Source organism: Sulfitobacter sp. UBA1132 (assembly GCF_002311545.1).
GTDB classification, from domain to species: domain Bacteria; phylum Pseudomonadota; class Alphaproteobacteria; order Rhodobacterales; family Rhodobacteraceae; genus Sulfitobacter; species Sulfitobacter pontiacus.
In genome coordinates this window covers 383,082-408,056 of record NZ_DCAN01000006.1, presented here as the reverse complement: position 1 = coordinate 408,056, position 24,975 = coordinate 383,082, and the positions used below count along the sequence as shown (strand labels likewise).

Genomic DNA, 24,975 nt, shown 5'->3' with positions numbered 1-24,975 from the left:
GTGACGTTTTATGATGGCACTTGATCTGGCATTCATGATCACCGCGTTCGCGACGATGATCGTGATCATTGACCCCTTTGCGATTGGCCCGATGTTTCTGGCTCTGACCCCCGGTATGACTCCGCGCCAGCGCCGGTTGATTGCGTGGCGGTCGGTCATCATCGCGGGGCTGCTGCTGCTGGTCTTTGCCGCCTTTGGCGAAGCCGTGCTTGGCTTTATCGGCATCTCCATGCCCGCCTTTCGTGTCGCGGGGGGCGTGCTGCTGTTTCTGACCGCGCTTGATATGTTGTTCGACCGCCGCACGAAACGCCGCGAGGGCCACGCCGAGGCGGATGACGATCACGACGACCCATCGGTATTTCCGCTTGCCATTCCCTTGATCGCGGGCCCCGGCTCTATCGCGTCGGTGATCCTGCTGACAGGCGAGAAACCGGGCCTTGAAGGGCTGGTGACCGTCGTCGCGATCACTTTCGCCGTCCTGATCATCATGGGCATCACGATGCAGGCCAGCGGTTACCTTGAAAACGCTTTGGGCAAGGTCGGGATCAACGTGATTACGCGGCTTTTGGGGATGCTGCTTGCCGCGCTGTCGGTGCAATTCGTGCTCGACGGGCTCAGCGCCTTTGGTTTCGGGCCGGGTCCGGGCTGACTTTTCCGCGCCCTGCCCCCATATCTTTGGAGAATTGCCAAAGGATATACGATGCCGGACATTGAAACAGGACGTTTGATCTATCTGATCGTGCTCATGGCGATGGTCGCGGGCTGGTTCTTTATACAAAGCCGTCAGGGCTGGAACAAGACGCTGCAACAGGTCGCGGTCTGGGCCATGATCTTTACCGGTGTCGCCGCGGGCTACGGCCTGTGGGAGGACATCAACCGGCAAGGCGACATTCCGCGCCAAGCCTATGAGGCCAGCACCGGCAGCGTCACCCTGCCACGCGCCCGCGACGGGCATTATTATCTGACGGCGACGATCAACGGCACGCCGCTCCGCTTTGTTGTGGATACCGGCGCGACGGATATGGTGCTGACCCGCGCCGATGCCGAAGCCGCAGGGCTTTCGCCCGATCGCCTGAACTATCTGGGCCGTGCCAGCACCGCCAACGGTGAAGTGCGCACCGCCTATGTGCGGCTGGACGAGGTTGAACTGGGCGGGGTGCGCGATACCGATGTGCCCGCGGTCGTGAACGAAGGCGAAATGCGGCAATCCTTGCTGGGGATGGGCTATCTGCAACGCTGGGGCCGGATCGAGATCACCAACGGAGAGTTGATCCTCACCCGGTAGAGCGTGGCGTAACGCCTTTAGGTCTCTGCCTTTTTCTCCCAACGACCCGATTCCTCGGACCAGTATTGCGCAGAGGCTCCTGCGGCTTTCAGCGATTTCCACTGGTCCCGCGCGACATTCAAGGCGTGGTCGTCCAGCCCGTCGAACAGGATGCACACCCGATCCAGCGCTGCGACTTCCTGTGCCGACACAGCCGCACCATGGATCGAGAACACGCAGCTTGCGTTATTCGGCGCGTGGGTGTCCGTGGTCAGCAAAACCGGCTGTTCGGCATCATGGGGGCCACCGGCCAGACCATGGGGCAGAAAGCCATCCTCGGGCCCGCGCCACAGGGCGACGTCAAGCTGTTCCAGCAAGGATTGATCGGTGCCGCGTACCGCCACACGCCAGCCCGCGCCTTGGGCCTTGCCCAAAAGCATGGTCAGCGTTTCGACCAGCGGTCGCTGGGTCAGATGGTAGAAATACGCGGCACCCATCAGGTTTACTCTGTCTCGTAGAGGTTTGAAATCAATCGGTTCAACGCGGCAACGCCCCAGCCCGTGGCCCCGACGGGCGCCAGCGCTGTCTCGGATTTGACGGAGGCCACACCGGCGATATCAAGGTGAATCCAAGGCGTGCCGTCCTTGATGAACCGTTGCAGGAATTGCGCCGCCGTGATCGACCCGGCAGGCCGCCCGCCGATGTTTTTCATGTCGGCGATGCGGCTTTTCAACAGCTTGTCATACCCCGCGCCCAAGGGCATCCGCCACGCGCCTTCACCCTCGGTTTGCGCAGCCTTGAGGAAGGCGTTGCACAGCGTATCGTCGTTCGAGAAAACCCCCGCATTGTCATGACCCAAGCCGATGATAATCGCGCCGGTCAGCGTGGCCAAATCGATCACGCCCGCGGGGTTGAACCGTTCTTGCGCGTACCAAAGCACATCACAAAGCACCAAACGGCCTTCGGCGTCGGTATTGATCACCTCGACCGTGTCGCCCTTCATCGTCTTGATCACGTCACCGGGGCGGGTTGCCGTGCTGGATGGCATGTTCTCTACGATACCGACCAGCCCGACGACATTGGCCTTGGCCTTACGCAGGGCAAGGCTGCGCATCACGCCCGAGACAACGCCTGCGCCGCCCATGTCCATTGTCATGTCTTCCATGCCCGCGCCCGGTTTCAGGCTGATGCCGCCGGTGTCGAACACAACGCCCTTGCCGACCAACGCCAGCGGGGCCGCGTCTTTCTCGCCGCCGTTCCATTTCATCACCACGACGTAGGACGGGCTGGCCGACCCCTGCCCGACGCTAAGCAAGGTGCGCATCCCCAGCTCTTCCAGCTTGGATTCGTCCAGCACTTCGACCTCAAGGCCGATTGACTCCATTTCGGCCAGACGGTCGGCGAATTCGGTGGTGGTCAGGATATTCGCGGGCTCATTCGTCAGGTCGCGGGTCATAAAGGCACCGTCGGCGATGGCCAGCAGGGGCGCGGCAGCGGCTTCGACCTCTTCGGGTTTGGAATTCATGATCACGACCTGCCCCTTGCGTGGCTTGCCGTTGCTTTTGCGATCCTCGAACGTGTAGTCGCGCATGGCCAGTCCAAAGCAAAGCTCGGCCGCTTTGCGCAAGCCGCCCGTCAACACCAGCAGATCCGCATCGCCGCGCCGTTTCGCAAGCGCCGCACCGGCTGCGCGCAGGGCTTCCTGATCGGCGTTATTTGCCAATTGCACCACATCCACGGCCTCGGCCGCCATGCCGGTGGGAAAACCGAGGCTGACCGCATCGCCCGCTGACAATTTCGTGAAGCTGTCGCTGGCCACCAGACGTTCCAGCGCGCCTTTGGTCAGCTTGTTGATGCGCCGCGCGGAGGGGTTGAGCTTGCCATCCGCGCCCACAGTCACAGCCACACGGCCCGTGTGACCCGCGATCTGGTCAATATCGGTTTCGGTAAATGTCATCGGCGTCAATGCGGTCATCAGGTGAACCCCTTTTGTCTGAATTTCGCTTAGACGTATCCTGCGTGCGCCGTTAAGGCCAGATAGCAGTTTTCGTGGGCGGAAATTTACTTTATCGTCGGGCGAAAGTTCACCCGTGTTGATACCCAAGGGATGCAGATTGGCCAAGTTCGACCGCTATATGTTGTCCCAGTTCCTGATTTTGTTCAGTTTCTTCGCGTTGATCCTGGTGGCGATTTTCTGGATCAACCGCGCCGTTGTGCTGTTTGACCGGCTGATTGGCGACGGCCAGACGGCGCTGGTGTTTCTTGAATTTACCGTGCTGGGGCTGCCCAAGCTGATCACCACCGTCCTGCCGATCGCGACCTTTGCGGGGTCGGTCTATGTGATCAACCGGATGACCAGCGAATCCGAGCTGACGGTGCTGCAGGCGACGGGCACCAGCCCTTGGCGTCTGGCGCGGCCGGTGTTCGTCTATGGCCTTTGCGTCGCGATCATGATGTCGGTGCTGACCCATCTGCTTTTGCCCCTTTCCAATGGCCAGCTGTCTGAACGCGAGGCCGAGATTTCGCAGAATGTCACCGCACGGCTGCTGACCGAAGGCACATTCCTGCATCCGACCTCTAAGGTCACGTTCTATACCCGCGTGATCGACGCCGACGGGGTGTTGCGTGATGTGTTCCTGTCGGACCGGCGCAACCCCGACGAGGGCGTGATCTATACCGCGTCCGAAGCCTATCTGATCCGCAATGGCGATGGTACGACGCTGATCATGGTCGATGGCATGGCGCAACGGCTCGAGATGGCCGGCAAGCGCCTGTCGACCGCCAAGTTCCGCGATTTTTCGTTCGATATCTCGGCATTAGTCAGCAGCGACAAACCCCGCACCCAATCCATCGACGCCATGACCACGGCAGAGATGTTTGCCCAGTGGGATCAGCTTGAGACGATCACCAAATCCAGCGCGGGCGAGATCGCAGAAGAGCTGACGGCGCGCTTTGCCTCGGCGGCGTTTTGTATGATCGCCGCGATGATCGGCTATGCGACACTGGTGCTCGGAGGGTTTTCACGCTTCGGAGTCTGGCGCGAGATCGTGATCGCCTTTGGTCTGCTCATCGCGATTGACGGGTTGCGCGGCACTTTGGTCGAAACGGTGCGCGACGACGCCAGCCGGTGGCCGCTGCTGTTCCTGCCCAGCCTGATTGGCGCTATGATTGTGATCGGGATGATCTGGCAAACGGCCCATCCGGGCTGGACCAAACGGATGGGCAAGCAAAGGGGCGTCGCATGATCCTGCATCTCTATTTCGCGCGCCGCTTTATTATGGGGTTTATCCTCATTTCCGCTGTGCTGTTCTCGCTGCTCGTGTTGGTGGATATGGTCGATCAGGCGCGCCGGTTCAGCAACTACGATATCGGCTGGCTGCGGCTCTTCGGGATGACGTTGTTAAACACGCCCGAAACCATGAACCTGATCCTGCCGCTGATCATGATCCTTGCGACCGTGGTGTTGTTTTTGTCGCTGGCACGCTCGTCAGAACTGGTGGTGACCCGTGCCGCCGGTCGGTCAGCGCTCAGCGCGTTGCAGGCCCCGATCTGGGTGGCGTTCATCATTGGCGTGATGGCTGTGGGCATGTTGAACCCCATCGTTGCGGCGACCGCCAAACGTTACATCCAGCTCAGCGATAGCATTCGCGCGGGCGGGACCTCTGTCCTGTCGGTCAGCGACGAAGGGCTGTGGCTGCGCCAAGGCAGCGACGAGGGGCAGACCGTGATCCGCGCATGGCGGTCAAACAAGGACGCCTCGGTGCTTTATGATGTCACATTCCTCAGCTACGCCCCCGAGGGCGGTCCCGCACGGCGGATCGAAGCGGACAGCGCCGCGCTGGAAGATGGCATCTGGACGCTAACCGATGCGAAGTCATGGCCGCTCGAAGTGGGGGTGAACGCCGAAGGCGCGGCAGAGACATTTGACACGCTCACCCTGCCCTCGACCCTGACGCTCGACCGTATCCGCGACAGCATCACCGATCCCGGTGCCGTCTCGATCTATGATCTGCCCGATTACATCAAGCAGCTTGAACTGGCAGGCTTCAGCCCGCGTCGCCACAAGGTCTGGCTGCAGACCGAACTGGCGCGCCCGTTCTTTCTGGTTGCGATGGTTCTGGTTGCGAGCGCGTTTACCATGCGCCATACGAGGTTCGGAGGCACGGGCGTCGCGGTGCTGGCCTCTGTTCTGATGGGGTTCGGCTTGTATTTTATTCGCAGTTTTGCGCAAATTCTGGGGGAGAACGGGCAAATTCCGGTTCTTCTTGCGGCTTGGGCTCCGCCTGTCGCGTCCATTCTTCTGGCGCTTGGTCTTCTACTTCATTCAGAGGATGGCTGACATGCGCCGTTTGCTCCTGACCCTTCTTGTCGCCCTTGGTCTGCCGGCTGCCGCGCAAGACAGCGAACGCCCCGCCGTTCTGGTGGCCGATGACCTGTTCATCACCCGTGATCGGGAACTGGTCGCCCAAGGTAACGTAGAGGCGTTTCAAGGCACGACCCGCATCCGTGCCTCTGCGATCCGCTATAATGACGAAACCGGTGCCTTGGTGATCGAAGGCCCGATTGTGCTGAACGATGGTGATGGCACCGTCATTCTCGCGGATGCGGCAGAGCTGGATCAGGGGTTGCAGAACGGTCTGCTGCGCGGCGCACGTATGGTGCTGAACCAGCAGGTGCAGATGGCCGCCGTCCAGATCGACCGTGTCGAGGGGCGCTATAGCCAGCTGTACAAGACCGCCGTGACCTCATGCAAAACCTGCAATGACGGCGAGCTGCCCCTCTGGCAGATCCGCGCGCGCCGCGTGGTGCATGATACCGAGGCGCAGCAACTGTATTTCGATGATGCGACCTTTCACATCCGGTCGGTGCCGGTGTTCTACCTGCCCCGTTTGCGGCTGCCCGACCCGACGTTGGACCGCGCGGACGGGTTTTTGGCCCCATCCATTCGCACCACGTCGCTGTTGGGCACGGGGCTGAAGCTGCCTTATTTCATCACCTTGGGCGAAAGCCGCGACCTGACCCTGACGCCCTATCTGTCGTCCTCGACCCGCACGCTTGAATTCCGCTATCGGCAGGCGTTCACCAATGGTGATATCGAGTTTAACGGGGCCTACACCCGCGATGACCAGCTGCCAGATGAAACCCGCGGCTATCTGTTCGGTGAAGGCAGCTTTGAGCTTGAGCGCGGCTACAAGCTGAGCTTCACGATCGAGGCCGTCAGCGACAGCTCTTACTTTACCGAATACGGCTATTCGGACGAAGACCGTTTGCGCAGTGACCTCACACTTTCACGCGCGCGACGTGACAGCTTTGTGCGTACCAGCCTTTACAACTTTGAAACCCTGCGTCCCGGAGAGTTGAACAGCACCCTGCCCACAGTCGTGATCGACGGCGAATTCGAACGGCGTTTTTTCCCCAAGGCATGGGGGGGCGAACTGCGGTTCGGGCTGGAGGCGCATAGCCATTGGCGATCTTCCGATGTTGATGTGATTGGCCGCGATGTATCGCGGATCAACGGGTCGCTGAAATATCTGCGTCGCTTCACCCACCGCTCCGGCTTGGTCACCGATGCGCAGGTCGGCACGACGTTCAATTTCTTTGACATCACCCAAGACGATACCTTTGCGCAGAACCACAGCGACATCGCGCCCTTCGCAGCGGTCGGACTAAGCTACCCGATGGCACGCCGCGAGGCTGGTGGTGCATCGCAGGTGCTGACGCCCGTGGTGCAACTGGGGTGGACCGATGGCAGCCGGCTCGACATTCCGAACGAGGAAAGCACCCGCGTGGAATTCGATCAGGGCAACATCCTGTCACTCTCGCGCTTTCCGCGCCCCGACCGGCGCGAACGCGGCACAACGGCAGCGGTGGCGGTGAACTGGTCGCGCTTTGACCCCAATGGCTGGGACACCTATGTCGCGGTCGGTCAGGTGTTCCGCAGCATCAGCGACCCTGCCTTCACCGATACGTCCGGCCTGTCGGGCGTGCGCTCTGATGTGCTGCTGGCGGGGCAGATCAAGAATAACGCCGGCCTTTCGCTGACCGCGCGGACCTTGGTCGACTCCGATTTCGACATCTCCAAGGCGGAACTGCGCGGCGGGTGGAGCTTTGGCAAAACCACCGTCGAAGGCACCTATGTCTGGCTTGAGGCGGATACTGCCGAAGACCGGACCGAAGCGATTTCCGAGGTGTCGCTTGACGGCAGCTACGACATCAACAAGCAATGGTCCGCCAGCGCCGACGTGCGCTATGACGTGCAAAACAGTACAGCGGCGACGGCGGGGCTTGGCCTGACCTACAATAATGAATGTGTGAGCGTCGACCTTTCGGTGCGCCGCCGCTATACCTCCTCAACAAGTGTTGAGCCCTCTACCGATATCGGGTTTAACATCGGCCTGCGGGGTTTCTCGGCCTCCAACGGAACAGAAAGATATGAGCGATCATGTGGGAAATAAGTAAGATGAACCTGAACCGTCTGACACGAAGCATCGCCGTCCTTGGGCTGGGTCTGATGACCGCCGCCCCCGTTTCGGCGCAGAACCTCTTTGCGCCCGTCGCCAAGGTGAATGAATCCGTTGTAACCGAATTCGAAGTCCAGCAGCGCCAGCGCTTTCTCGAGGTGTTGAACGCACCGGGGGCGACCCGCGAAGGGGCGCTGACCTCGCTGATCGACGAACGCCTGCGCAACGAAGCCGTGGCCGAAGCGGGCATCGAACTGACGCCGCAGGGTATCGAAGACAGCCTTGCCGAATTTGCCTCGCGCGCGGATCTGAGCACCGAAGAATTTACCCAGGCGCTTGGTCAATCCGGCGTCTCGCGCGAAACGTTTCGCGATTTTGTTGTAAACTCGGTCGGGTGGCGTGAACTGGTGCGTGCCCGCTATGCCAGCCGCGTGCAGATCACCGACGCTGAAATCAACCGCGCTTTGGGCGAAACACAAGGCAGCGGTGTGCGCGTTCTCGTGTCCGAGATCATCATTCCCGCTCCGCCTCAGCAAGCCGCACGGGTGAACGCGCTGGCCGAACAAATCTCGCAATCCAAATCAACGGCAGAGTTTTCGAACTACGCCAGCCGCTATTCCGCGACCGCATCGCGCGGGCGTGGCGGGCGGCTGCCGTGGCAGAACCTGACGGACCTGCCGCCAAGCCTGCAGCCGCTGATCCTGAACCTCGCCCCGGGCGAAGTTACCGACCCGTTGCCGATCCCCAACGCCGTGGCGCTGTTCCAGCTGCGCGACATCGAGGAAACCAGCGTCGCCGCGCCGACCTATTCCGAGATTGAATATGCAGCCTACTATATCCCCGGTGGCCGCACAGAACCCGCGCTGGCACAGGCGGCGCAGATCCGTGGCCGCATCGATACCTGCGATGACCTTTACGGCATCGCCAAGGGCCAGCCGGCGGAAGTGTTGGAGCGTGTGAAAAAAGCCCCCTCGGACATCCCGCAGGACGTGGCGATTGAACTCTCCAAGCTCGACACAGGCGAGGTTTCGACCACGCTGACCCGCGCCAATGGCCAGACGCTGATGCTGTTGATGATGTGTGGGCGTACTGCCGCCGCCAATGCCTCCGCCTCGCGCGAGGATGTGACCAATGCGCTGCGCCAGGAACGGCTGACCGGCTATGCCGAACAGCTGCTGGAGCAATTGCGGGCCGACGCGCGCATCGTTCGCAAATGACCCAAGCCAAGACGGGCTTGGCCGACAAGCCGGTTGTGATCTCTTGCGGCGAACCCTCTGGCATCGGGCCAGAGGTCGCCGCACGGGCCTGGGCGATGCTCGCGGGCGAAGTGCCGCTCGCCTGGATCGGTGACCCGCGCCACCTGCCCCAAGACATTCCCCATTGCATTATCGACAGCCCGTCGGACGCGCTTGCCGCGGGCAGCGACGCCTTGCCTGTGCTGCGCCACGACTTTGCCGCCGGTGCCGTCGCGGGCAAGCCTGACCCCGCCAATGCCCGAGGAGTGATCGACGTGATCGCACGCGGTGTTGACCTGGTGCGCAGCGGCGCCGCATCTGCGCTGACCACCGCGCCCATTCACAAAAAGGCGCTGAAGGACGGGGCCGGTTTCGCCTATCCGGGCCACACCGAATACCTTGCCGCGCTGGCGGGCGGAAGCGATGTGGTGATGATGCTTGCCTCTGACCAACTGCGGGTGGTGCCGGCCACAATCCATATCGCGCTGGATCAGGTCCCCAATGTGCTGACCCCCGCCCATCTGCGCCGCGTGATAGAGATTACAGCGGCGGGGCTTCGCTCTCAATTCGGGATCAAGGCACCTAGAATAGCCATCGCAGGTCTGAACCCCCATGCGGGCGAAGGCGGTACGATGGGTCGTCAGGAAGCAGATTGGATGACGGCGCTGGTCACCCGGATGCAGGGCGAAGGCTATGACCTGAGCGGCCCGCACCCTGCCGATACGATGTTCCACGCCGCCGCACGGTCGCGCTATGACGCGGCGATTGCCATGTATCACGATCAGGCGCTGATCCCGATCAAGACGCTGGATTTCGACCGCGGCGTCAATGTGACCCTCGGTCTGCCGTTCATCCGCACCTCGCCCGATCACGGCACCGCCTTTGACATCGCGGGTCAGGGCATCGCCAACCCCACCAGCATGGTCGAGGCGCTGCGCATGGCCTATCGCATGGCGCAATCATGACCCCGCGCCCCCGGAACCCTTCTGCTTCACAGGTCCAAGAATGAGCACAATCGACAACCTGCCGCCCCTGCGCGAGGTGATCAATACCCATGACCTGAAGGCGCGCAAATCGCTGGGCCAGAATTTTCTGCTCGACCTGAACCTCACCGCCAAGATCGCGCGACAAGCGGGCGATATGACCGAATGTGATGTGCTTGAAATCGGGCCGGGCCCCGGGGGGTTGACGCGCGGGTTGCTGTCCGAAGGCGCGCGCCGCGTGCTGGCGATCGAGAAAGACAAGCGCTGCCTGCCTGCTTTGGCCGAGATCGCCGAGGCCTATCCCGACCGTCTGACGGTGATCGAAGGCGACGCCCTTGAAATCGACCCGCTGGCCCATCTGACCCCACCGATCCGTATCGCGGCGAACCTGCCCTATAACGTCGGGACAGAGCTGTTGGTGCGTTGGCTAACCCCGCAGGAATGGCCACCGTTCTGGCAAAGTCTGACGTTGATGTTTCAGCGCGAGGTGGCCGAGCGGATCGTGGCCAAGCCCGGCTCCAAGGCCTATGGCCGTCTGGCGCTGCTTGCACAGTGGCGGGCCGATGCGCGTATCGTGCTGAACCTGCCACCCGAGGCGTTTACCCCGCCGCCCAAAGTCTCCTCAGCCGTAGTGCATCTGACGGCCCTGCCCGAACCCCGCTTTCCTGCGGACCCTGATGTGTTGAACCGCGTGGTGGCGGCCGCCTTTAATCAGCGGCGCAAAATGCTACGCTCTGCCCTCAAAGGAACCGCACCGGATATCGAGGATCGTTTGCGTGCGGCCGGATTGAAACCGACGGAGCGCGCCGAACAGGTGCCGCTGGAAGGATTCTGCGCGCTGGCCCGCGAAATCGCCAAGGGCTAAGGTCACCACAACACACACACCGTCCGAAACGCAAAAGGCCCCGCAATCGCGGGGCCTTTGTTACGATGTCAAAGCGTTTATTCAGCCGCTTCGGGCTGGTCGCCACTGCTGTCCTTGGCCGGTTCGTTCGTCTCTGCCTTGGGGGCAGGTTTGCGGCGCGGCGCGCGTCGGGGCTTGGGCTTGTTCTCGGGCGTGTCCACCAGATTGTCCTCTGCCGCACTGCCGTCTTGCGCGTCATCGCCATCCGACTTGGGCGCGCTGTCCGACTTGGGGGCGTTGTCATTCTGGTTATTGTTGCTGCGGCTGCGGCGGCGCTTGGGGGCATCGCCCTTGGCGTTGTCCTGCTGGGGCGCATCGGATTTGTCGCCCGTATCTGCTTCCGTGGCAGGTTGATCCGCAGTGTTCTGACCGGCTTGAGCGGCTTCGCGTTCCTGACGCTCTACCCGCTCGCGGTCCCGCTCTGCCTGACGTTCGCGGTTCTCGCGTTCTTGCTGATCGCGACGCTGGTCAATCTCGCGTTGTGCTTCGGACAGCATCCGCAGGTAATGTTCGGCGTGCTGCTGGAAGTTCTCTGCCGCCACGCGGTCGTTGCTCAGCTGGGCGTCACGCGCCAACTGGTTGTATTTCTCGATAATCTGCTGCGGCGTGCCGCGGACCTTGCCTTCGGGGCCAGAACTGTCGAAAACGCGGTTAACGACGTTGCCACCTTGCGGCTGACGGTTGCGATTATTCTTGGACCGGGACCGTGATCTGGAAGATTTCATGTAATCAGTTCAGCCTTGTTATGCTGGGCTTCGGAATAAGCTGCCGGACGCAGTCGCGTCCCTGAAAAGCTAGCTTTACGCTCTGTTGGGCTTAACGCCGCGCGGGACCGCCCAAAAGGCATCCACCGCTGCAACATCCTTGAATAAGCACGGCAAATGATTTGGAGCAAGTGGAAATTGGCGAAAAACACCCCCAAATGACAAGTTTTGGCGTGTTTATGCTGGCGTATCGGCCCAAAGGACACGGTCGCGCCCGCCCAGATCGGGCAAGATGCGCACCCGGCCCCAACCGGCTGCCTCAAATATCACTTTCACATCGGCACCCTGTTGCCAGCCGATTTCTGCCAGAACGCGGCCTGTGGGCGTCAGATATCCCTGTGCCTGCGCCGCGATGATACGGTAAACACTCAACCCGTCCTGCCCGTCGGTCAATGCCATCTCGGGTTCATGCAAGCGCAGTTCGGGCGAGACATCCGCCATCTCGCTTTGGGCCAGATATGGCGGGTTGGAAACGATCAGATCGAACCGCCCCTCGGCCGCGCTGAACCAATCCGATTGCTTGATCTCCGCGCGTGCCTGCACCCCGTGCAACACCGCATTGGCGCTGGCCTGCAGACAGGCAGCTTCGGACAGATCAAGGCCCAGGCCGCGCGCGTCTTGCTGTTCGGCCAGAAGCGTCACCAGAATACAGCCCGATCCGGTGCCCAGATCAAGCACCCGTTCAAAGGGCTCGGACAGCGCCAGTTCAATAAGGGATTCGGTCTCGGGCCGCGGGTCCAGCACATCGCGGCTGACCTTGAAGTCGCGCCCGTAAAACGCCCGCTGACCCACCAGATGCGAGACCGGCACGCGCACCGCCCGCAAGGCGATCAGCTTTTCGTAGCGTTCGGCAATATCCGGCGCGATTTCCTCGGGCGCGATCAACGTCACCCGCGCCGCATCAACCGAGGCCGCATGCGCCAGCAAGATCCGCGCATCCCGTGCGGGGTCAGGCACGCCCGCCGCGCGCAATCGCGCTGTGGCGGCGACCATGGCTTGCGCGGCGGTTGGCGCGCTCACTGCCCCATCTCGGCCAGCAGCTGCGCCTGCGCATCCGCGGTCAACGCATCGACAATCTCGTCCAGATCGCCCTGCATCACGGCTTCAAGCCGGTAGAGGGTGAGGTTGATCCGGTGGTCGGTCAGGCGCCCTTGCGGGAAGTTATAGGTCCGGATCCGTTCAGACCGGTCCCCCGACCCCACCTGCGCCGCACGGCTGGCCGATCGTTCACTGTCCACCCGCTGACGCTCCATATCATAAAGCCGCGCTTTCAGCACCTGCATCGCGATCTCGCGGTTGCGGTGCTGTGATTTCTCGGAAGACGTCACCACCAGCCCCGTCGGCAGGTGGGTGATGCGCACGGCAGAATCGGTGGTGTTGACGTGTTGCCCGCCCGCCCCTGAACTGCGCATCGTATCGATCCGCAGATCGTTGGCGTCGATGTGAATATCCACATCCTCTGCCTCTGGCAGAACCGCGACAGTCGCGGCAGAAGTATGGATACGCCCGCCGCTTTCGGTAGAGGGCACACGCTGCACGCGGTGCACACCGGATTCGTATTTCAGACGGGCAAAGACATTCTCGCCCTTGATATGGGCCACGACCTCTTTGACGCCGCCAAGCTCGGTGAACTGTTGTTCGATCAGCTCGACCTTCCAGCCCCGCGCCTCGGCATAGCGTTGATACATGCGCAGCAGATCGGCGGCGAAAAGTGCTGCCTCATCCCCGCCGGTGCCGGGGCGGATCTCCAGCATCGCAGGCTTTTTGTCGGCCTCGTCCCGCGGCAGCAGCGCGAGCTGCAAATCAGCCTCCGCTTGTGGCAAGGCGGCCTTCAGGCGCGGCAGCTCTTCCTCGGCTAGCTCCGCCATCTCGGGGTCTTTCAGCATGGCGCGGGCCTCGTCCATGTCTTGCAGCAACTGGCGATAGGCGTCGATCTGTTCGACCACGGGGCGCAGATCGGCGTATTCCTTGGCCAGCTTGGCAAAATCCGCCCCGTCAGAGCCAGCAGACATCGACGCCTCCAGAAACTGGAAACGTTGGGTGATTTGGGCAAGGCGGTCCATGGGGATCATACCGCTGGATGTCGCTGATGAAGCGGCTATGGTCAAGACCCAGCCTGTGCTATGATGCCCCTATGAAACGCATTTCGCTGGTTTTCAGTCTGATCTGCCTTGCCCCGTCGCTTGCGGCGGACCCCGCGCCCTCGGGGCGCAAAACGGTGGAGTGCTATTGCACCGACCGCAACGGCCAGCGGGTCGAGCTGGGGCAAACGATCTGCCTCGATGTCAACGGTCGCCGCTTTGCCGCGCAATGCCAGATGTCGCTGAATGTGCCCATGTGGCGCGATATCGGCGAGGCCTGCCCCGGCCTCGCACAGCGCCTAGACCCCGGCTTGCGCCAGAACCCGCTTCAAACGCTTGGCGTTCACGCCCATATCTGACCGGCCAAAGCGCAACCGCCCATAGACCACCGCGCGGCTTTGATCCGCCCCGTCAACGGGGGTGACCGCGACGCTGGTGTAATCGGGAAAACCCCAGAAGCCCGATCGTGTGACATAAAGCGCCTGACCTGCGGTGCTGTCGATCCGCTGGGTTCGGGGCAACGACAGCATCGCGTCGTCAAACCGGTTCAAGAACGCCGTGCCATCGCCTTCAACCTCGCGCACGGCCATAAGGCCCCCCTCCGACGGGTAATCACCGGGGGCCTTGTCGACCGCGCCCAATTCCCAGCGGGCCGCGGGGCCGGGTGCAAGACGGATGTACGCCTGCAAAGCGACGAAAATCGCCAGTGCGATCCAGAAAAATGCCATCATTATCTTTACCTTCATTTTGCAAAATAAACTCCCCGCGGAGCGTCCTGCCGTCGCAAACTGCGCCGCCAGTGGTTATTTGCTGGCCTTGGTCTGCCGCATATTCCACCCCAGCAGGCACAGGATCTCGGTCGCCACATGGGCCCCCGCGATCGCTGTCGCACCGGTCGTGTCAAAAGGCGGAGAGACTTCAACGATGTCGCCGCCCACGATATTGATCCCCGCCAGATCCCGCATCATGATCGCCGCCTGCGCCGACGTGAGCCCGCCCCATACCGGCGTGCCTGTGCCCGGTGCAAAGGCCGGATCAAGCGCGTCGATATCGAATGTAAGATAGCAAGGACGGTCGCCAAGTACTTGTTTTATTTTGGAAACGGCTGCTTGCGGCCCCTTCTCGTGGACCTCGCGCGCGTCGATGGTTGTCACGCCAAGCGTATCGGGGTTGGTCGTGCGGATGCCCACCTGAACCGAGGTTTTGGGATCAACGATGCCCGATTTCACCGCCTTGTAGAACATGGTGCCGTGGTCGATCCGGTCCATATCATCGTCAGGCCATGTATCCGAATGCGCATCGAACTGTAACAGACTGATAGGGCCGTATTTTTCGGCATAGGCCTTGAGGATCGGGAAACTGATGTAGTGGTCTCCGCCCAGGGTCACACTTGCTGCACCTGCGTCCAGTATCCCTTTGATATGGCTTGTTAAAGCGGCAGGAAACTGGCTTGTGTGACCATAATCGAATGCCAGATCGCCATAGTCGGCGATGGCAAACTCGCTGAGCACGTCGAAATCCCAGCCATAGGGCGGATCGTAGGGCTGTAAGGAAGACGCTTCGCGGATCGCACGTGGGCCCAGACGGGTGCCGGTACGGTTGGTCACGGCCTGATCAAAGGGCACGCCGGTCACGGCGATGTCCACGCCGCGCAGGTCTTTGGTATAGCGCCGCCGCAGAAAGGACGTGGCCCCGCCAAAGGCGTTCTCGAAGCTCGGCCCTTTTAGATCTTCGCGGGTAAAGGCTTGATCAACCTGATTTTTCGCGTCTTCCAAACCCATGTTACTTGGCTCCTAATGGTTGGGCCCGCTCGACGATGCGGGCAAAAAAGGATGCACCCACGGGCGCGATCTCATCGTCGAAGTTATAGGCGGCGTGGTGCAGCCCTGCGGTGTCACCCTGCCCGATGAACAAATAGGCACCGGGGCGTTTTTCCAGCATATAACTGAAATCCTCGGCCCCCATCTCGCGGCCATTATCGGCAATCACGCGGTCCTCGCCCGCAATCTCGGTGGCAACGGCGGCGGCAAATCCGGCCTCTTCCGGGGTGTTCACCGTGGCGGGATAGCCCTTTTCATACTCAAGTGTCGCGCTGACATCATAGCTGGCGGCCTGCCCGGCGACGATCTGCTCCATCCGGCGGATCACCATGGCCTGCACCTCTTTGTCAAAGCTGCGTACAGTGCCGTTGATATAGGCCGTTTCGGGGATCACGTTGTCGGTGGTGCCCGTGTGGATCTGCGTGACTGAAACGACAAGATCATCCTGCGCATAGTGGTTGCGGCTGACGATGGTCTGCAATGCCGTCGCAATGCCACAGGCGGCAACGACCGGATCTCGGGTCAGATGCGGTGTGGCACCATGACCACCCAAGCCCTTGATGTGGATATGAAATTCATCGACCGCCGCCATCATCGCGCCGGGGGATGTGTAAAAGCCCCCTTTCTCAAAGCCGGGCGCATTGTGCAGCGCATAGACCTGACCGATGTCGAAGCGATCAAGGATCCCTTCCTCGACCATCACCTCGGCCCCGCCGCCGGTTTCTTCGGCGGGTTGGAAGATCAGCGCCACGCGGCCCGCGAAATTGCGCGTTTCCGCCAGATATTTCGCCGCCCCCAGCAGCATCGTTGTATGCCCGTCGTGCCCGCAGGCGTGCATCTTGCCTGCGTGGGTGCTGGCATAGTCCAGCCCAGTTTCCTCGGGGATCGGCAGCGCATCCATATCGGCGCGCAACCCGATGGTCGGCCCCTCGGCCTGACCGTTGATGATGGCGACGATGCCCGTGGTGGCAAAGCCTTCGTGCAGCTCGTCCACGCCGAAGTCCCGCAGGCGTTCCGCCACGAAAGCCGCGGTCTTGAAGCAGTCGTTCCCCAGTTCCGGGATCGTGTGCAGATATCTGCGCCATTCTGTCATTTGGGGGGCATAATCCGCGATACGGTTCACGACGGGCATTACTGGACTCCTGTGGGGATGCTGGTCAGGTTGCATCTGACATCAGACACATGGGGGCTGCAATGGCCGAGACAAGAAATGATGCGTTGATCCACGATCGCGACGCCGGGATCGAACGCTTGTTGGAAATCATGCGCCGCCTGCGTGACCCGCAAACCGGATGCCCTTGGGATATCGAACAGGATTTCGACAGCATCGCCCCCTATACCATTGAAGAAGCCTATGAAGTCGCCGATGCGATCGAACGGCGCGACTGGCCCGAGCTTGAGGGAGAGTTGGGCGATCTGCTGCTCCAGACCGTGTATCACACGGCCATGGGCGAAGAGGACGGGCGGTTCAGCTTTCAGACGGTGGTGCGCAATATCTCGGACAAGATGGTCGCGCGGCACCCGCATGTTTTCGGCGATGAAAGCCGCGATAAATCAGCCGAACAGCAGACCGCGGATTGGGAGAAGATCAAGGCGGCAGAACGCGCGGGCAAGGCCCAGGGGGGAACGCTTGACGGTGTGGCTGTCGGCCTGCCCGCGCTGCTGCGCGCCTACAAGCTGCAAAAACGGGCGGCCCGTGTCGGGTTTGACTGGCCGCAGGTCGATGATGTGATCGCCAAGATCACCGAGGAAGCAACCGAACTGGTCGAGGCGCGTGATACCCTGACCCAGGCCGAGGTAACCGAGGAATACGGTGACCTGATGTTCGTTATGGCCAATCTGGGCCGGCATCTTGGGGTCGAACCCGAAGCCGCCCTGCGCGCCGCCAACGCCAAATTCATCCGCCGCTTCAACGGGGTAGAGGCGCGGTTGGCCGCACGAGGTAAATCGCCCTCGGACAGCGATCTGGCCGAGATGGATGCCCTGTGGGAGGATGTAAAACGGGCGGAACGCAGCTAGGACCGCCCGTGCCTGCTGGACAAGTCGCGGCACTTGCGGCAAGGCTCTGGCACAGCCAAGACAGGAGAGCCCATGACACCGCGCAAGATCATTATCGACACGGACCCCGGTCAGGATGACGCCGTAGCGATCCTTGTCGCTTTGGCCAGCCCCGAAGAGCTTGATGTTCTGGGGATCACCTGCGTCGCGGGCAATGTGCCGCTGGACCTCACCTCGCGCAACGCGCGGATCGTGTGCGAATTGGCAGGCAAACGGGATGTCAAAGTCTTTGCCGGATGCGACCGCCCCCTGGGCCGCGCGCTGGTCACAGCAGAGCATGTGCACGGCAAGACCGGGCTGGACGGCCCCGATCTTCCCGAACCTACCATGCCGATGGCCGAAGGCCATGCGGTGGATTTTATCATCGACACGCTGCGCGATAACGCTCCGGGAACCGTCACGCTATGCCCGCTGGGGCCGCTGACCAATATCGCCACCGCGTTGCAAAAAGCACCCGATATCGCCGATCGCATCGCCAAGATCGTGCTGATGGGCGGCGGCTATTTCGAAGGGGGCAACATCACCCCAACGGCGGAGTTTAACATCTACGTCGACCCGCAAGCGGCTGATATCGTGTTTAAATCCGGCGCGCCTATCGTTGTCATGCCGCTGGACGTTACCCATAAGGCGCTGGTGACCAAAGCGCGCAACGATGCTTTCCGCGCCCTTGGCACGCCTGTGGGCATCGCCGTGGCTGAAATGACCGATTTCTTCGAACGGTTCGACAAAGAGAAATACGGCTCTGACGGCGCGCCGCTGCATGACCCTTGCGTCACCGCCTATCTGATCAACCCCGATCTGTTCAAAGGCCGCCATATCAACGTCGAGATCGAGACAGAGTCAGAGCTGACCATGGGTATGACCGTCGCCGATTGGTGGGGCGTGACCGACCGCGCCCCCAATGCGACCTTTATGGGCGATCTGGATTCTGATGGCTTCTTTGCCCTGCTGACCGAACGGTTGGCCCGTCTATGAGCGCGGCCTTCACCCTTGCCAAGCCAGAGCATCTGGACCGTCTCGTTGCCCTCGTGGGCAGCTTTCACGCCGAGACGGGGATCGAGCAGACGGATGACGACCGCCGCAACGGGCTGGCACCGCTTCTCGAAGGCACGCCCTATGGGGTGGCCTATCTGATCGGCCCTGCCCGTGCGCCCATCGGCTATATCATCATCACCTTCGGCTGGTCGGTTGAATTCGGCGGTCTGGACGCGATCATCGATGAAATCTACGTGCGCCCCGGCGTGCGTGGCCGTGGCATCGCGACAGAGGCATTGCTGGCCGTCCCGAATGCGCTGGCGGGCGGCGGTCTGCGCGCGATCCATCTTGAGGTAGAGCGTAGCAACGAGATCGCGCAGAAGCTTTACCACCGTGCAGGCTTTCGCCCCCGCGAAAACTACATGTTCATGTCGCGCAAATTCTGACGCGGACTGGCAAGCTGGGGCCGCGGCCCCTATATCAGCCCTATGACAGTATCAGCCCCCTTCGATAACAGCTACGCGGCCTTGCCCGATGGCTTTTTCACCCGCACCACGCCTACGCCGGTGGCCGATCCCAAACTGCTGGCTTTCAACGCGCCGCTGGCAAAGACGCTGGGGATCACCCACGGATCGACCGAGGATCTGGCCTTTATCTTCAGCGGGAACGAACTGCCCGCCGGTGCCGACCCGCTGGCGCAGCTTTATGCGGGGCATCAGTTCGGCAATTACAACCCGCAGCTTGGCGATGGTCGCGCGATCCTCTTGGGCGAGGTGCTGGATGCAAAGGGCCAGCGCCGCGATATCCAGCTGAAAGGATCGGGGCGCACGCCCTATTCCCGTGGCGGCGACGGGCGCGCCTGGCTTGGGCCGGTCTTGCGCGAATATGTGGTGTCCGAGGCGATGCACGCCCTTGGCATCCCCACCACCCGCGCCTTGGCCGCTGTGCAGAGTGGCGAGGATGTTTTTCGCGAAACCGCCCTGCCCGGTGCCGTGCTGACCCGCGTCGCCGCAAGCCATCTGCGTGTGGGGACGTTTCAGGTCTTTGCCCATCGGGGCGAGGTCGAAAACCTACGCCGCCTCACCGACTATGCGATCCAGCGGCACTACCCGCAGGCGGACGGGCCCTTGGGCCTGCTGCGCGCGGTCTGCGCTGCACAGGCGGATCTGGTCGCGGCGTGGATGTCTGTGGGCTTTATTCACGGGGTGATGAACACCGATAACTGCGCCATCTCGGGCGAGACGATTGATTACGGCCCCTGCGCCTTCATGGATGCGTTCCACCCCAACCGTGTGTTCAGCTCCATCGACCGTCAGGGGCGCTATGCCTATGCCAATCAGCCGCAAATCGTCGTGTGGAATATGGCGCAGCTTGCAACCTCGTTGTTGCAGCAGCTTGATGATCCCGAAAGCGGCGTGGCCGAGGCGACAGAAATCGTGCACGCCATGCCCGCGTTGATCGAGCAAGCCTGGCTGAGACGCTTTGCTGCCAAGATCGGGATCACGACGCCCAAGGCTGAAGATACTGCGCTGATCGACGCCCTGTTGTCGCTGATGCAAACGGATGGCGCGGATTTTACCAATGCGTTCCGCGCGCTGTCAGGCGATGATGCCGCCGGCCAGTTCACCGACCGCGCGGCCTTTGCCAACTGGCGCGACGCGTGGCAGCAGCGCATCGCGGCCGAGCCGGACCCTAAATCGGTCATGGAGGCCGCCAACCCCGCCGTGATCCCGCGCAACCACCGGATAGAGGCGATGATCAACGCCGCCGTTGCCGGTGATATGGACCCGTTCCACCGGCTGATGACAGCGCTTGCCCGCCCGTACCGCGAAACCGACGCCGACCTGCACCGCGCGCCGACGACGCAGGAAATCGTGCCGGCCACCTTCTGCGGCACCTGAACGACGGCCAGCGGGTGGCTGGTGTCACCCGTTGTCCCACCGTCAAGCACGTCGACAAGCGGGAACCCCCGCGATCTTTTGGTTGTTTTGCACAGTAAACTGCAACAGACTTGCAGGCGATTTGACCCAAAAGGATTATCGATAATGAGCTTGATGAAAACATTGGCCAAAGTGGCGATCGGCGTGGCTGTGGCCAAAGGGGCCAGCGCCATGATGAACAAGAATAAATCCACAACCGGCAGCGCCAGCAGCGGCGGCGGATTGGGCGGACTGTTGGGCGGTCTGACCGGCGGCAGCACGGGCGGCTCGGGCGGTAACCTGCAGGATATGCTGGGTGGTTTGATGGGGGGATCGTCAGGTGCCAGCAGCGGCGGCTTGGGCGGTTTGCTGAACCAGCTTGGCGGCGGCACAGGAACCAGCACGTCAGGCAGCTCGGGCGGCCTTGGCGGGCTGCTGGGTGGGCTTGCCGGTGCCGCAGGTGCGGGTGGCTTGCTGTCCAGCCTGGGCGGTGCCAGCCAAAAAGCCCCCGAACGGCCAGAGGCAGACTTTGGCGCGGTGCTGAACTCGCAATTCGATAGCAACCCTGCCCCCGAAATCACCCCCTCGCGCGAGCAGGAGGCCACCGCCGCGCTGATGATCGCCGCGATGATCCAGGCCGCGAAATCTGACGGTACTTTTGATGAGAACGAGCGTGAAAAGCTGCTGAACCACCTGGGCGACGTGGACGCTGACGAGGCCGCATTCGTGCAAGGCCAGATGGAAGCCCCTGTGGATGTCGACGCGCTGGTCGCCCAGACCCCCGACGGCATGGGCCCGCAAATCTATGCGATGTCGCTGCTGGCGATTGATCTGGATACGCAGGAAGAGGCGCAATATCTGCACAAGCTGGCCAGCGCTTATGGCATGCAGCCCGCTGCGGTGAACGAGATCCACGCGCAGATGGGGGTGCCGTCGCTTTACACCTAAAGCGGCGCGGCCTGACCACAGACGGTTGTGAAAGCCTGACCCCGAAACGGGTCAGGCTTTTGCTTTCTTGGCCTTCTTTTCCTTGGCGATCACATGCTCTGCCAGATCACGAGCGATGGCAAAGGCCCCTTTGATCTTGTCGGCATCGGTTTTCCAGTCGCGCTTGACGACGATCTTGTTCTCTTTGACCTTTGCCAGCCCGCGTTGGTCCTGAATGAAGGTGACCAACCCCTCGGGCGAGGCGAATTTGTCGTTGTGAAACTGGATCGTGACGCCCTTGGGCCCGCCATCCAGCTTGGCAATACCGGCGCGTTTGCACATCGCCTTGATCCGCACGACCAGCATCAGCGTATTCACCTCTTTCGGCAGCTTGCCGAAACGGTCGATCAGCTCGGCGGCAAAGCCTTCCAGCTCGACCTTGGTGGTCAGTTCGGACAGGCGACGGTAGAGCCCAAGGCGCACATCCAGATCAGGGACGTAATCCTCGGGGATCAGCACCGGCACGCCCAGATTGATCTGCGGTGCCCACTGCCCATCGTCGTCGATCACGCCTTCCAGCTCGCCCGACTTGATCTTGGCAATCGCGTCTTCCAGCATGGATTGATAAAGCTCGAACCCCACGTCGCGCATCTGGCCGGATTGTTCCTCGCCCAGCAGGTTGCCCGCGCCCCGGATATCAAGATCCTGCGACGCCAGCGTAAAGCCTGCCCCAAGCGTGTCGAGACTGCCCAACACCCGCAAACGCTTCTCTGCCGTGGCCGTCAGCTTGGCACGGGGTTTGGTTGTCAGATAGGCATAGGCGCGGGTTTTTGATCGGCCCACCCTGCCCCTGATCTGGTAGAGCTGTGCCAGACCGAACATATCGGCACGGTGCACGATCATCGTGTTGGCGGTCGGGATATCCAGACCGGATTCCACAATCGTCGTGGCCAGCAGGATGTCATACTTCCCGTCGTAAAAGGCGTTCATCCGGTTGTCGAGCTCTCCGGCGGCCATCTGCCCATGGGCAACAAGATAGGTCAGCTCGGGCAGTTGCTCTTTCAGGAACGCTTCGATTTCGGGCAGATCGGTGATGCGGGGCACAACATAGAAGGACTGCCCGCCGCGATAATGTTCGCGCAACAGCGCCTCGCGCAGGGTGACGGCATCAAATTCGCTGACATAGGTCCGGATGGCCAGACGGTCGACTGGTGGCGTGCCGATGATCGACAGGTCGCGCACGCCGGTCAGGCTAAGCTGCAGGGTGCGCGGGATCGGCGTGGCGGTCAGGGTCAGCACGTGAATATCCGTGCGCATCGCCTTGAGCCGTTCTTTGTGACCCACGCCAAAGTGTTGTTCTTCATCAATAATCAGCAGGCCGAGGTTCTTGAACTTGACCGTCTTTGCCAGCAGCGCGTGGGTGCCGACAACAACATCGACGGTGCCGCGATTGATGCCGTCGCGGGTGGCTGTGGCCTCTTTCGCGGTGACAAAACGCGACAGTTGACGCACTTCAAGCGGGAAGCCACGGAAGCGTTCGGCGAAGGATTTATAGTGCTGACGTGCCAGCAGGGTCGTCGGCGCGACAATCGCCACCTGCAACCCTGACATCGCCGCGACAAAGGCGGCGCGCATGGCGACCTCTGTCTTGCCAAAGCCTACGTCGCCGCAGATCAGCCGGTCCATCGGGTTGCCGCTGGTCAGATCGTCCAGCACATCCGAGATGGCATTCAACTGGTCGTCGGTCTCGGTATAGGGGAAGCGCGCGGAAAACGCGTCCCACATGCCGGGGGGCGAATCCATGACAGGCGCTTTGCGCAGCGCACGTTCGGCGGCGATGCGGATCAGCTTGTCCGCCATCTCGCGGATGCGTTCCTTGAGCTTGGCTTTCTTGGACTGCCACGCGCCACCGCCCAGCTTGTCAAGCAGCCCCTCGTCATGGCCATAGCGTGACAGCAGTTCGATATTCTCGACCGGCAGATAGAGCTTCGAGCTTTCGGCGTATTCCAGCAGCAGACATTCATGGGCGGCACCGGCGGCGGTCACCACCTCCATCCCCAGATAGCGGCCGACACCGTGATCCACATGCACGACCAGATCGCCGGGGCTCAGCGATTGTGTCTCGGTTAGGAAATTCTCGGCCCGCCGTTTACGTTTCGGCGCGCGGATCAAGCGGTCGCCAAGGATGTCTTGTTCAGAGATGACAGTCAGTTTCGACGCGCTGCTGCTGCTTTCCCACGGGGCTTCGAACCCGTGTTCCAACGCCCAAACCGCCAGATGCAGCCCGCGTTTGCCGATGCGGGTGCCATTCTTGATGGCGATGGTCTCGCCCATGCCTTCGTCTTCGATCAGCCCAGTCAGCCGTTCCCGCGCGCCATCGGAATAGCTGGCGATGACCACCGGACCTTCTTGAAGTTTTGCTTTAATATGCGCGGCCAAAGCACCGAAAAGGCTTACGGTTTCCTGTTGCCGCTCGGGGGCGAAGTTACGCCCCAAGCGTCCGCCCGCATCCAGCACATGCGGACCCGTCGGCTGGGGGAGCGGCTTGAAACTGATCACGCGTTTGCCGATCAGCGCGGTTTCCCACGCGGTGTCGGTCAGGTACAGCCCCTCGGGCGGTGCGGGCTTGTAGACGCTATCCATCTTCGACCGGTTCGCCATCGCCAGCCTGCGGGTTTCATATTGATCCGCGATACTCTCCCACCGCGACAAACGTTGCGCGGTCAGTTGGTCGTCCAGCGTGATCGTCGCCCGCGGCACGTAGTCGAACAAGGTCTCGAGCGTCTCGTGAAAGAACGACATCCAGTGTTCCGCGCCCTGATGCTTGCGCCCTGCGCTGATCGCTTCATACAGCGGATCATCGGTCCCCGCGGCCCCGAATTCGATCCGGTAGTTCTGGCGGAAACGGGTGATAGCACTTTCGTCAAGGATGACTTCGCTGACGGGGGCAAGCTCCACGAGCTCCAGCTTTTCTGTGGTGCGCTGTGTCACCGGATCAAAGCGGCGCGCCCCGTCCAGCGTATCGCCAAAGAGGTCCAGTCGCACAGGGCCAAGATCGCCGGGTGGGAAAATGTCGATGATGCCGCCGCGGATCGCGTAGTCGCCCGGTTCGGTCACCGTCGGGCTCTGGACAAAGCCCATGCGGACAAGGAACCCGCGCAAGGCTGCCTCGTCTATCCGGTCGCCCACACGGGCCGAAAACGCGGCATCGCGCAGCACATCGCGCGCAGGCACCCGCTGGGTCGCGGCGTTCAGCGTGGTCAGCAGGATAAAACGGTCCGGCATTCCATGCACCAGTCCCGCCAGCGTCGCCATCCGCTGCGCCGAGATATCGGCATTGGGCGACACGCGGTCATAGGGCAGGCAATCCCATCCGGGGAAGACGACCACAGGCACATCCGGCGCGAAAAAGCGCAGTGCCGCCTGCATTGCCACCATGCGTTTGTCATCGCGGGCAATATGCAGCACCGGTGTGCCACTTTTGCCCAGTTCGTTCAGCACCGCCTGTGCGTCAAAACCTTCGGGAACGCCGGACAGCGTGATTTGGGATTTCTCTGACATCAGCAGCTACCTGTATCCGATCG

General features: G+C 61.8%; 23 protein-coding genes. 14 read left to right on the top strand and 9 right to left on the bottom strand.

Annotated elements, in window-relative coordinates; translation table 11 throughout:
• The first annotated feature begins 13 nt into the window (after nt 1-13).
• Together B4F27_RS05770 and B4F27_RS05765 are read left to right on the top strand one after the other, a co-directional pair.
• On the top strand, nt 14-649 hold the full coding sequence (locus tag B4F27_RS05770) for a MarC family protein (protein WP_237279953.1): 636 nt from the start codon (nt 14-16) through the stop codon (nt 647-649).
• Nucleotides 650-700: 51 nt separating this feature from the next.
• Entirely contained in the window at nt 701-1,285 is a 585-nt protein-coding gene (locus B4F27_RS05765; protein ID WP_286759112.1) for a retropepsin-like aspartic protease family protein, read from the top strand.
• A 17-nt stretch (nt 1,286-1,302) separates the two neighbouring features.
• Here B4F27_RS05765 and B4F27_RS05760 read toward each other — a convergent pair whose 3' ends face one another.
• Together B4F27_RS05760 and B4F27_RS05755 are read right to left on the bottom strand one after the other, a co-directional pair.
• A complete protein-coding gene (locus tag B4F27_RS05760) occupies nt 1,303-1,761 on the bottom strand; it encodes a DNA polymerase III subunit chi (RefSeq protein WP_009824619.1) in 459 nt (152 codons plus the stop codon).
• 5 nt (nt 1,762-1,766) lie between these two features.
• The gene (locus tag B4F27_RS05755) at nt 1,767-3,239 is read right to left on the bottom strand and encodes a leucyl aminopeptidase (RefSeq protein WP_286759111.1); all 1,473 of its coding nucleotides are present in this window, start codon (nt 3,237-3,239) and stop codon (nt 1,767-1,769) included.
• 139 nt (nt 3,240-3,378) lie between these two features.
• Here B4F27_RS05755 and lptF point away from each other — a divergent pair, with 139 nt between their 5' ends.
• From lptF to rsmA, 6 genes are read left to right on the top strand one after another with little or no spacing between them, the layout of a single operon-like run.
• Entirely contained in the window at nt 3,379-4,509 is a 1,131-nt protein-coding gene (lptF, locus tag B4F27_RS05750; protein WP_286759110.1) for an LPS export ABC transporter permease LptF, read from the top strand.
• Nucleotides 4,506-5,603, top strand: a complete 1,098-nt coding sequence (gene lptG, locus B4F27_RS05745; RefSeq protein WP_286759109.1) for an LPS export ABC transporter permease LptG — start codon at nt 4,506-4,508, stop codon at nt 5,601-5,603. The genes lptF and lptG overlap by 4 nt, the downstream gene beginning before the upstream one ends.
• 1 nt (nt 5,604) lies before the next feature.
• Nucleotides 5,605-7,719, top strand: coding sequence for an LPS-assembly protein LptD (locus B4F27_RS05740; RefSeq protein ID WP_286759108.1), 2,115 nt, complete (start codon nt 5,605-5,607; stop codon nt 7,717-7,719).
• 5 nt (nt 7,720-7,724) lie between these two features.
• A complete protein-coding gene (locus B4F27_RS05735) occupies nt 7,725-8,942 on the top strand; it encodes a peptidylprolyl isomerase (RefSeq protein WP_005853540.1) in 1,218 nt (405 codons plus the stop codon).
• Nucleotides 8,939-9,925, top strand: a complete 987-nt coding sequence (gene pdxA, locus B4F27_RS05730) for a 4-hydroxythreonine-4-phosphate dehydrogenase PdxA (protein ID WP_286759107.1) — start codon at nt 8,939-8,941, stop codon at nt 9,923-9,925. Before B4F27_RS05735 ends, pdxA begins: the two co-directional genes overlap by 4 nt.
• 40 nt (nt 9,926-9,965) lie before the next feature.
• A complete protein-coding gene (gene rsmA / locus B4F27_RS05725) occupies nt 9,966-10,808 on the top strand; it encodes a 16S rRNA (adenine(1518)-N(6)/adenine(1519)-N(6))-dimethyltransferase RsmA (RefSeq protein WP_009824612.1) in 843 nt (280 codons plus the stop codon).
• Nucleotides 10,809-10,885: 77 nt separating this feature from the next.
• On the opposite strand, the gene B4F27_RS05720 is transcribed toward rsmA, so the two are convergent.
• The 3 genes from B4F27_RS05720 to prfA form a co-directional block, all read right to left on the bottom strand.
• Complete coding sequence (locus tag B4F27_RS05720) at nt 10,886-11,572, bottom strand: DUF4167 domain-containing protein (protein WP_286759106.1); 687 nt, start codon at nt 11,570-11,572, stop codon at nt 10,886-10,888.
• A gap of 216 nt (nt 11,573-11,788) precedes the next feature.
• Nucleotides 11,789-12,631, bottom strand: a complete 843-nt coding sequence (gene prmC, locus B4F27_RS05715) for a peptide chain release factor N(5)-glutamine methyltransferase (protein ID WP_286759105.1) — start codon at nt 12,629-12,631, stop codon at nt 11,789-11,791.
• Nucleotides 12,628-13,683, bottom strand: a complete 1,056-nt coding sequence (gene prfA / locus B4F27_RS05710) for a peptide chain release factor 1 (protein WP_180829335.1) — start codon at nt 13,681-13,683, stop codon at nt 12,628-12,630. Before prfA ends, prmC begins: the two co-directional genes overlap by 4 nt.
• Nucleotides 13,684-13,745: 62 nt before the next feature.
• Here prfA and B4F27_RS05705 point away from each other — a divergent pair, with 62 nt between their 5' ends.
• Nucleotides 13,746-14,051 carry a hypothetical protein gene (locus tag B4F27_RS05705; RefSeq protein WP_286759104.1) on the top strand — a complete coding sequence of 102 codons (306 nt, stop codon included), beginning with the start codon at nt 13,746-13,748 and terminating at the stop codon, nt 14,049-14,051.
• Here B4F27_RS05705 and B4F27_RS05700 read toward each other — a convergent pair.
• The 3 genes from B4F27_RS05700 to B4F27_RS05690 all read right to left on the bottom strand — a co-directional run bounded on the left by B4F27_RS05700 (nt 13,992) and on the right by B4F27_RS05690 (nt 16,644).
• Entirely contained in the window at nt 13,992-14,423 is a 432-nt protein-coding gene (locus B4F27_RS05700; RefSeq protein ID WP_286759103.1) for a DUF1499 domain-containing protein, read from the bottom strand. The genes B4F27_RS05705 and B4F27_RS05700 overlap by 60 nt on opposite strands.
• Before the next feature lie 72 nt (nt 14,424-14,495).
• Nucleotides 14,496-15,473 (bottom strand): agmatinase, encoded by a 978-nt coding sequence (gene speB / locus B4F27_RS05695; RefSeq protein ID WP_286759102.1) that lies wholly within the window; start codon nt 15,471-15,473, stop codon nt 14,496-14,498.
• A gap of 1 nt (nt 15,474) precedes the next feature.
• Nucleotides 15,475-16,644, bottom strand: a complete 1,170-nt coding sequence (locus B4F27_RS05690) for a M20 aminoacylase family protein (protein ID WP_005853528.1) — start codon at nt 16,642-16,644, stop codon at nt 15,475-15,477.
• Nucleotides 16,645-16,706: 62 nt separating this feature from the next.
• On the opposite strand from B4F27_RS05690, the gene mazG reads away from it, so the two are divergent.
• The 5 genes from mazG to B4F27_RS05665 all read left to right on the top strand — a co-directional run bounded on the left by mazG (nt 16,707) and on the right by B4F27_RS05665 (nt 21,412).
• A complete protein-coding gene (mazG, locus tag B4F27_RS05685) occupies nt 16,707-17,531 on the top strand; it encodes a nucleoside triphosphate pyrophosphohydrolase (protein WP_037966320.1) in 825 nt (274 codons plus the stop codon).
• Nucleotides 17,532-17,603: 72 nt separating this feature from the next.
• Entirely contained in the window at nt 17,604-18,545 is a 942-nt protein-coding gene (locus B4F27_RS05680; RefSeq protein WP_009824603.1) for a nucleoside hydrolase, read from the top strand.
• Nucleotides 18,542-18,991, top strand: coding sequence for a GNAT family N-acetyltransferase (locus tag B4F27_RS05675; RefSeq protein WP_005853523.1), 450 nt, complete (start codon nt 18,542-18,544; stop codon nt 18,989-18,991). The genes B4F27_RS05680 and B4F27_RS05675 overlap by 4 nt, the downstream gene beginning before the upstream one ends.
• 42 nt (nt 18,992-19,033) lie before the next feature.
• Complete coding sequence (locus B4F27_RS05670) at nt 19,034-20,446, top strand: protein adenylyltransferase SelO (protein ID WP_286759101.1); 1,413 nt, start codon at nt 19,034-19,036, stop codon at nt 20,444-20,446.
• A gap of 144 nt (nt 20,447-20,590) precedes the next feature.
• Nucleotides 20,591-21,412, top strand: coding sequence for a DUF533 domain-containing protein (locus tag B4F27_RS05665; RefSeq protein WP_286759100.1), 822 nt, complete (start codon nt 20,591-20,593; stop codon nt 21,410-21,412).
• Nucleotides 21,413-21,463: 51 nt separating this feature from the next.
• On the opposite strand, the gene mfd is transcribed toward B4F27_RS05665, so the two are convergent.
• Nucleotides 21,464-24,952, bottom strand: coding sequence for a transcription-repair coupling factor (gene mfd, locus B4F27_RS05660; protein WP_286759099.1), 3,489 nt, complete (start codon nt 24,950-24,952; stop codon nt 21,464-21,466).
• Between the last annotated feature and the right edge of the window lie 23 nt (nt 24,953-24,975).

What these genes read in the sequence shown, in the direction of transcription:
- B4F27_RS05770 (WP_237279953.1), top strand. Translation starts at nt 14, where the DNA reads ATGGCACTTGATCTGGCATTCATGATCACCGCGTTCGCGACGATGATC.
- B4F27_RS05765 (WP_286759112.1), top strand. Translation starts at nt 701, where the DNA reads ATGCCGGACATTGAAACAGGACGTTTGATCTATCTGATCGTGCTCATG.
- B4F27_RS05760 (WP_009824619.1), bottom strand. Translation starts at nt 1,761, where the DNA reads ATGGGTGCCGCGTATTTCTACCATCTGACCCAGCGACCGCTGGTCGAA.
- B4F27_RS05755 (WP_286759111.1), bottom strand. Translation starts at nt 3,239, where the DNA reads ATGACCGCATTGACGCCGATGACATTTACCGAAACCGATATTGACCAG.
- lptG (WP_286759109.1), top strand. Translation starts at nt 4,506, where the DNA reads ATGATCCTGCATCTCTATTTCGCGCGCCGCTTTATTATGGGGTTTATC.
- B4F27_RS05740 (WP_286759108.1), top strand. Translation starts at nt 5,605, where the DNA reads ATGCGCCGTTTGCTCCTGACCCTTCTTGTCGCCCTTGGTCTGCCGGCT.
- B4F27_RS05735 (WP_005853540.1), top strand. Translation starts at nt 7,725, where the DNA reads ATGAACCTGAACCGTCTGACACGAAGCATCGCCGTCCTTGGGCTGGGT.
- pdxA (WP_286759107.1), top strand. Translation starts at nt 8,939, where the DNA reads ATGACCCAAGCCAAGACGGGCTTGGCCGACAAGCCGGTTGTGATCTCT.
- rsmA (WP_009824612.1), top strand. Translation starts at nt 9,966, where the DNA reads ATGAGCACAATCGACAACCTGCCGCCCCTGCGCGAGGTGATCAATACC.
- B4F27_RS05720 (WP_286759106.1), bottom strand. Translation starts at nt 11,572, where the DNA reads ATGAAATCTTCCAGATCACGGTCCCGGTCCAAGAATAATCGCAACCGT.
- prfA (WP_180829335.1), bottom strand. Translation starts at nt 13,683, where the DNA reads ATGATCCCCATGGACCGCCTTGCCCAAATCACCCAACGTTTCCAGTTT.
- B4F27_RS05705 (WP_286759104.1), top strand. Translation starts at nt 13,746, where the DNA reads ATGAAACGCATTTCGCTGGTTTTCAGTCTGATCTGCCTTGCCCCGTCG.
- B4F27_RS05700 (WP_286759103.1), bottom strand. Translation starts at nt 14,423, where the DNA reads ATGATGGCATTTTTCTGGATCGCACTGGCGATTTTCGTCGCTTTGCAG.
- speB (WP_286759102.1), bottom strand. Translation starts at nt 15,473, where the DNA reads ATGGGTTTGGAAGACGCGAAAAATCAGGTTGATCAAGCCTTTACCCGC.
- B4F27_RS05690 (WP_005853528.1), bottom strand. Translation starts at nt 16,644, where the DNA reads ATGCCCGTCGTGAACCGTATCGCGGATTATGCCCCCCAAATGACAGAA.
- mazG (WP_037966320.1), top strand. Translation starts at nt 16,707, where the DNA reads ATGGCCGAGACAAGAAATGATGCGTTGATCCACGATCGCGACGCCGGG.
- B4F27_RS05680 (WP_009824603.1), top strand. Translation starts at nt 17,604, where the DNA reads ATGACACCGCGCAAGATCATTATCGACACGGACCCCGGTCAGGATGAC.
- B4F27_RS05675 (WP_005853523.1), top strand. Translation starts at nt 18,542, where the DNA reads ATGAGCGCGGCCTTCACCCTTGCCAAGCCAGAGCATCTGGACCGTCTC.
- B4F27_RS05670 (WP_286759101.1), top strand. Translation starts at nt 19,034, where the DNA reads ATGACAGTATCAGCCCCCTTCGATAACAGCTACGCGGCCTTGCCCGAT.
- B4F27_RS05665 (WP_286759100.1), top strand. Translation starts at nt 20,591, where the DNA reads ATGAGCTTGATGAAAACATTGGCCAAAGTGGCGATCGGCGTGGCTGTG.
- mfd (WP_286759099.1), bottom strand. Translation starts at nt 24,952, where the DNA reads ATGTCAGAGAAATCCCAAATCACGCTGTCCGGCGTTCCCGAAGGTTTT.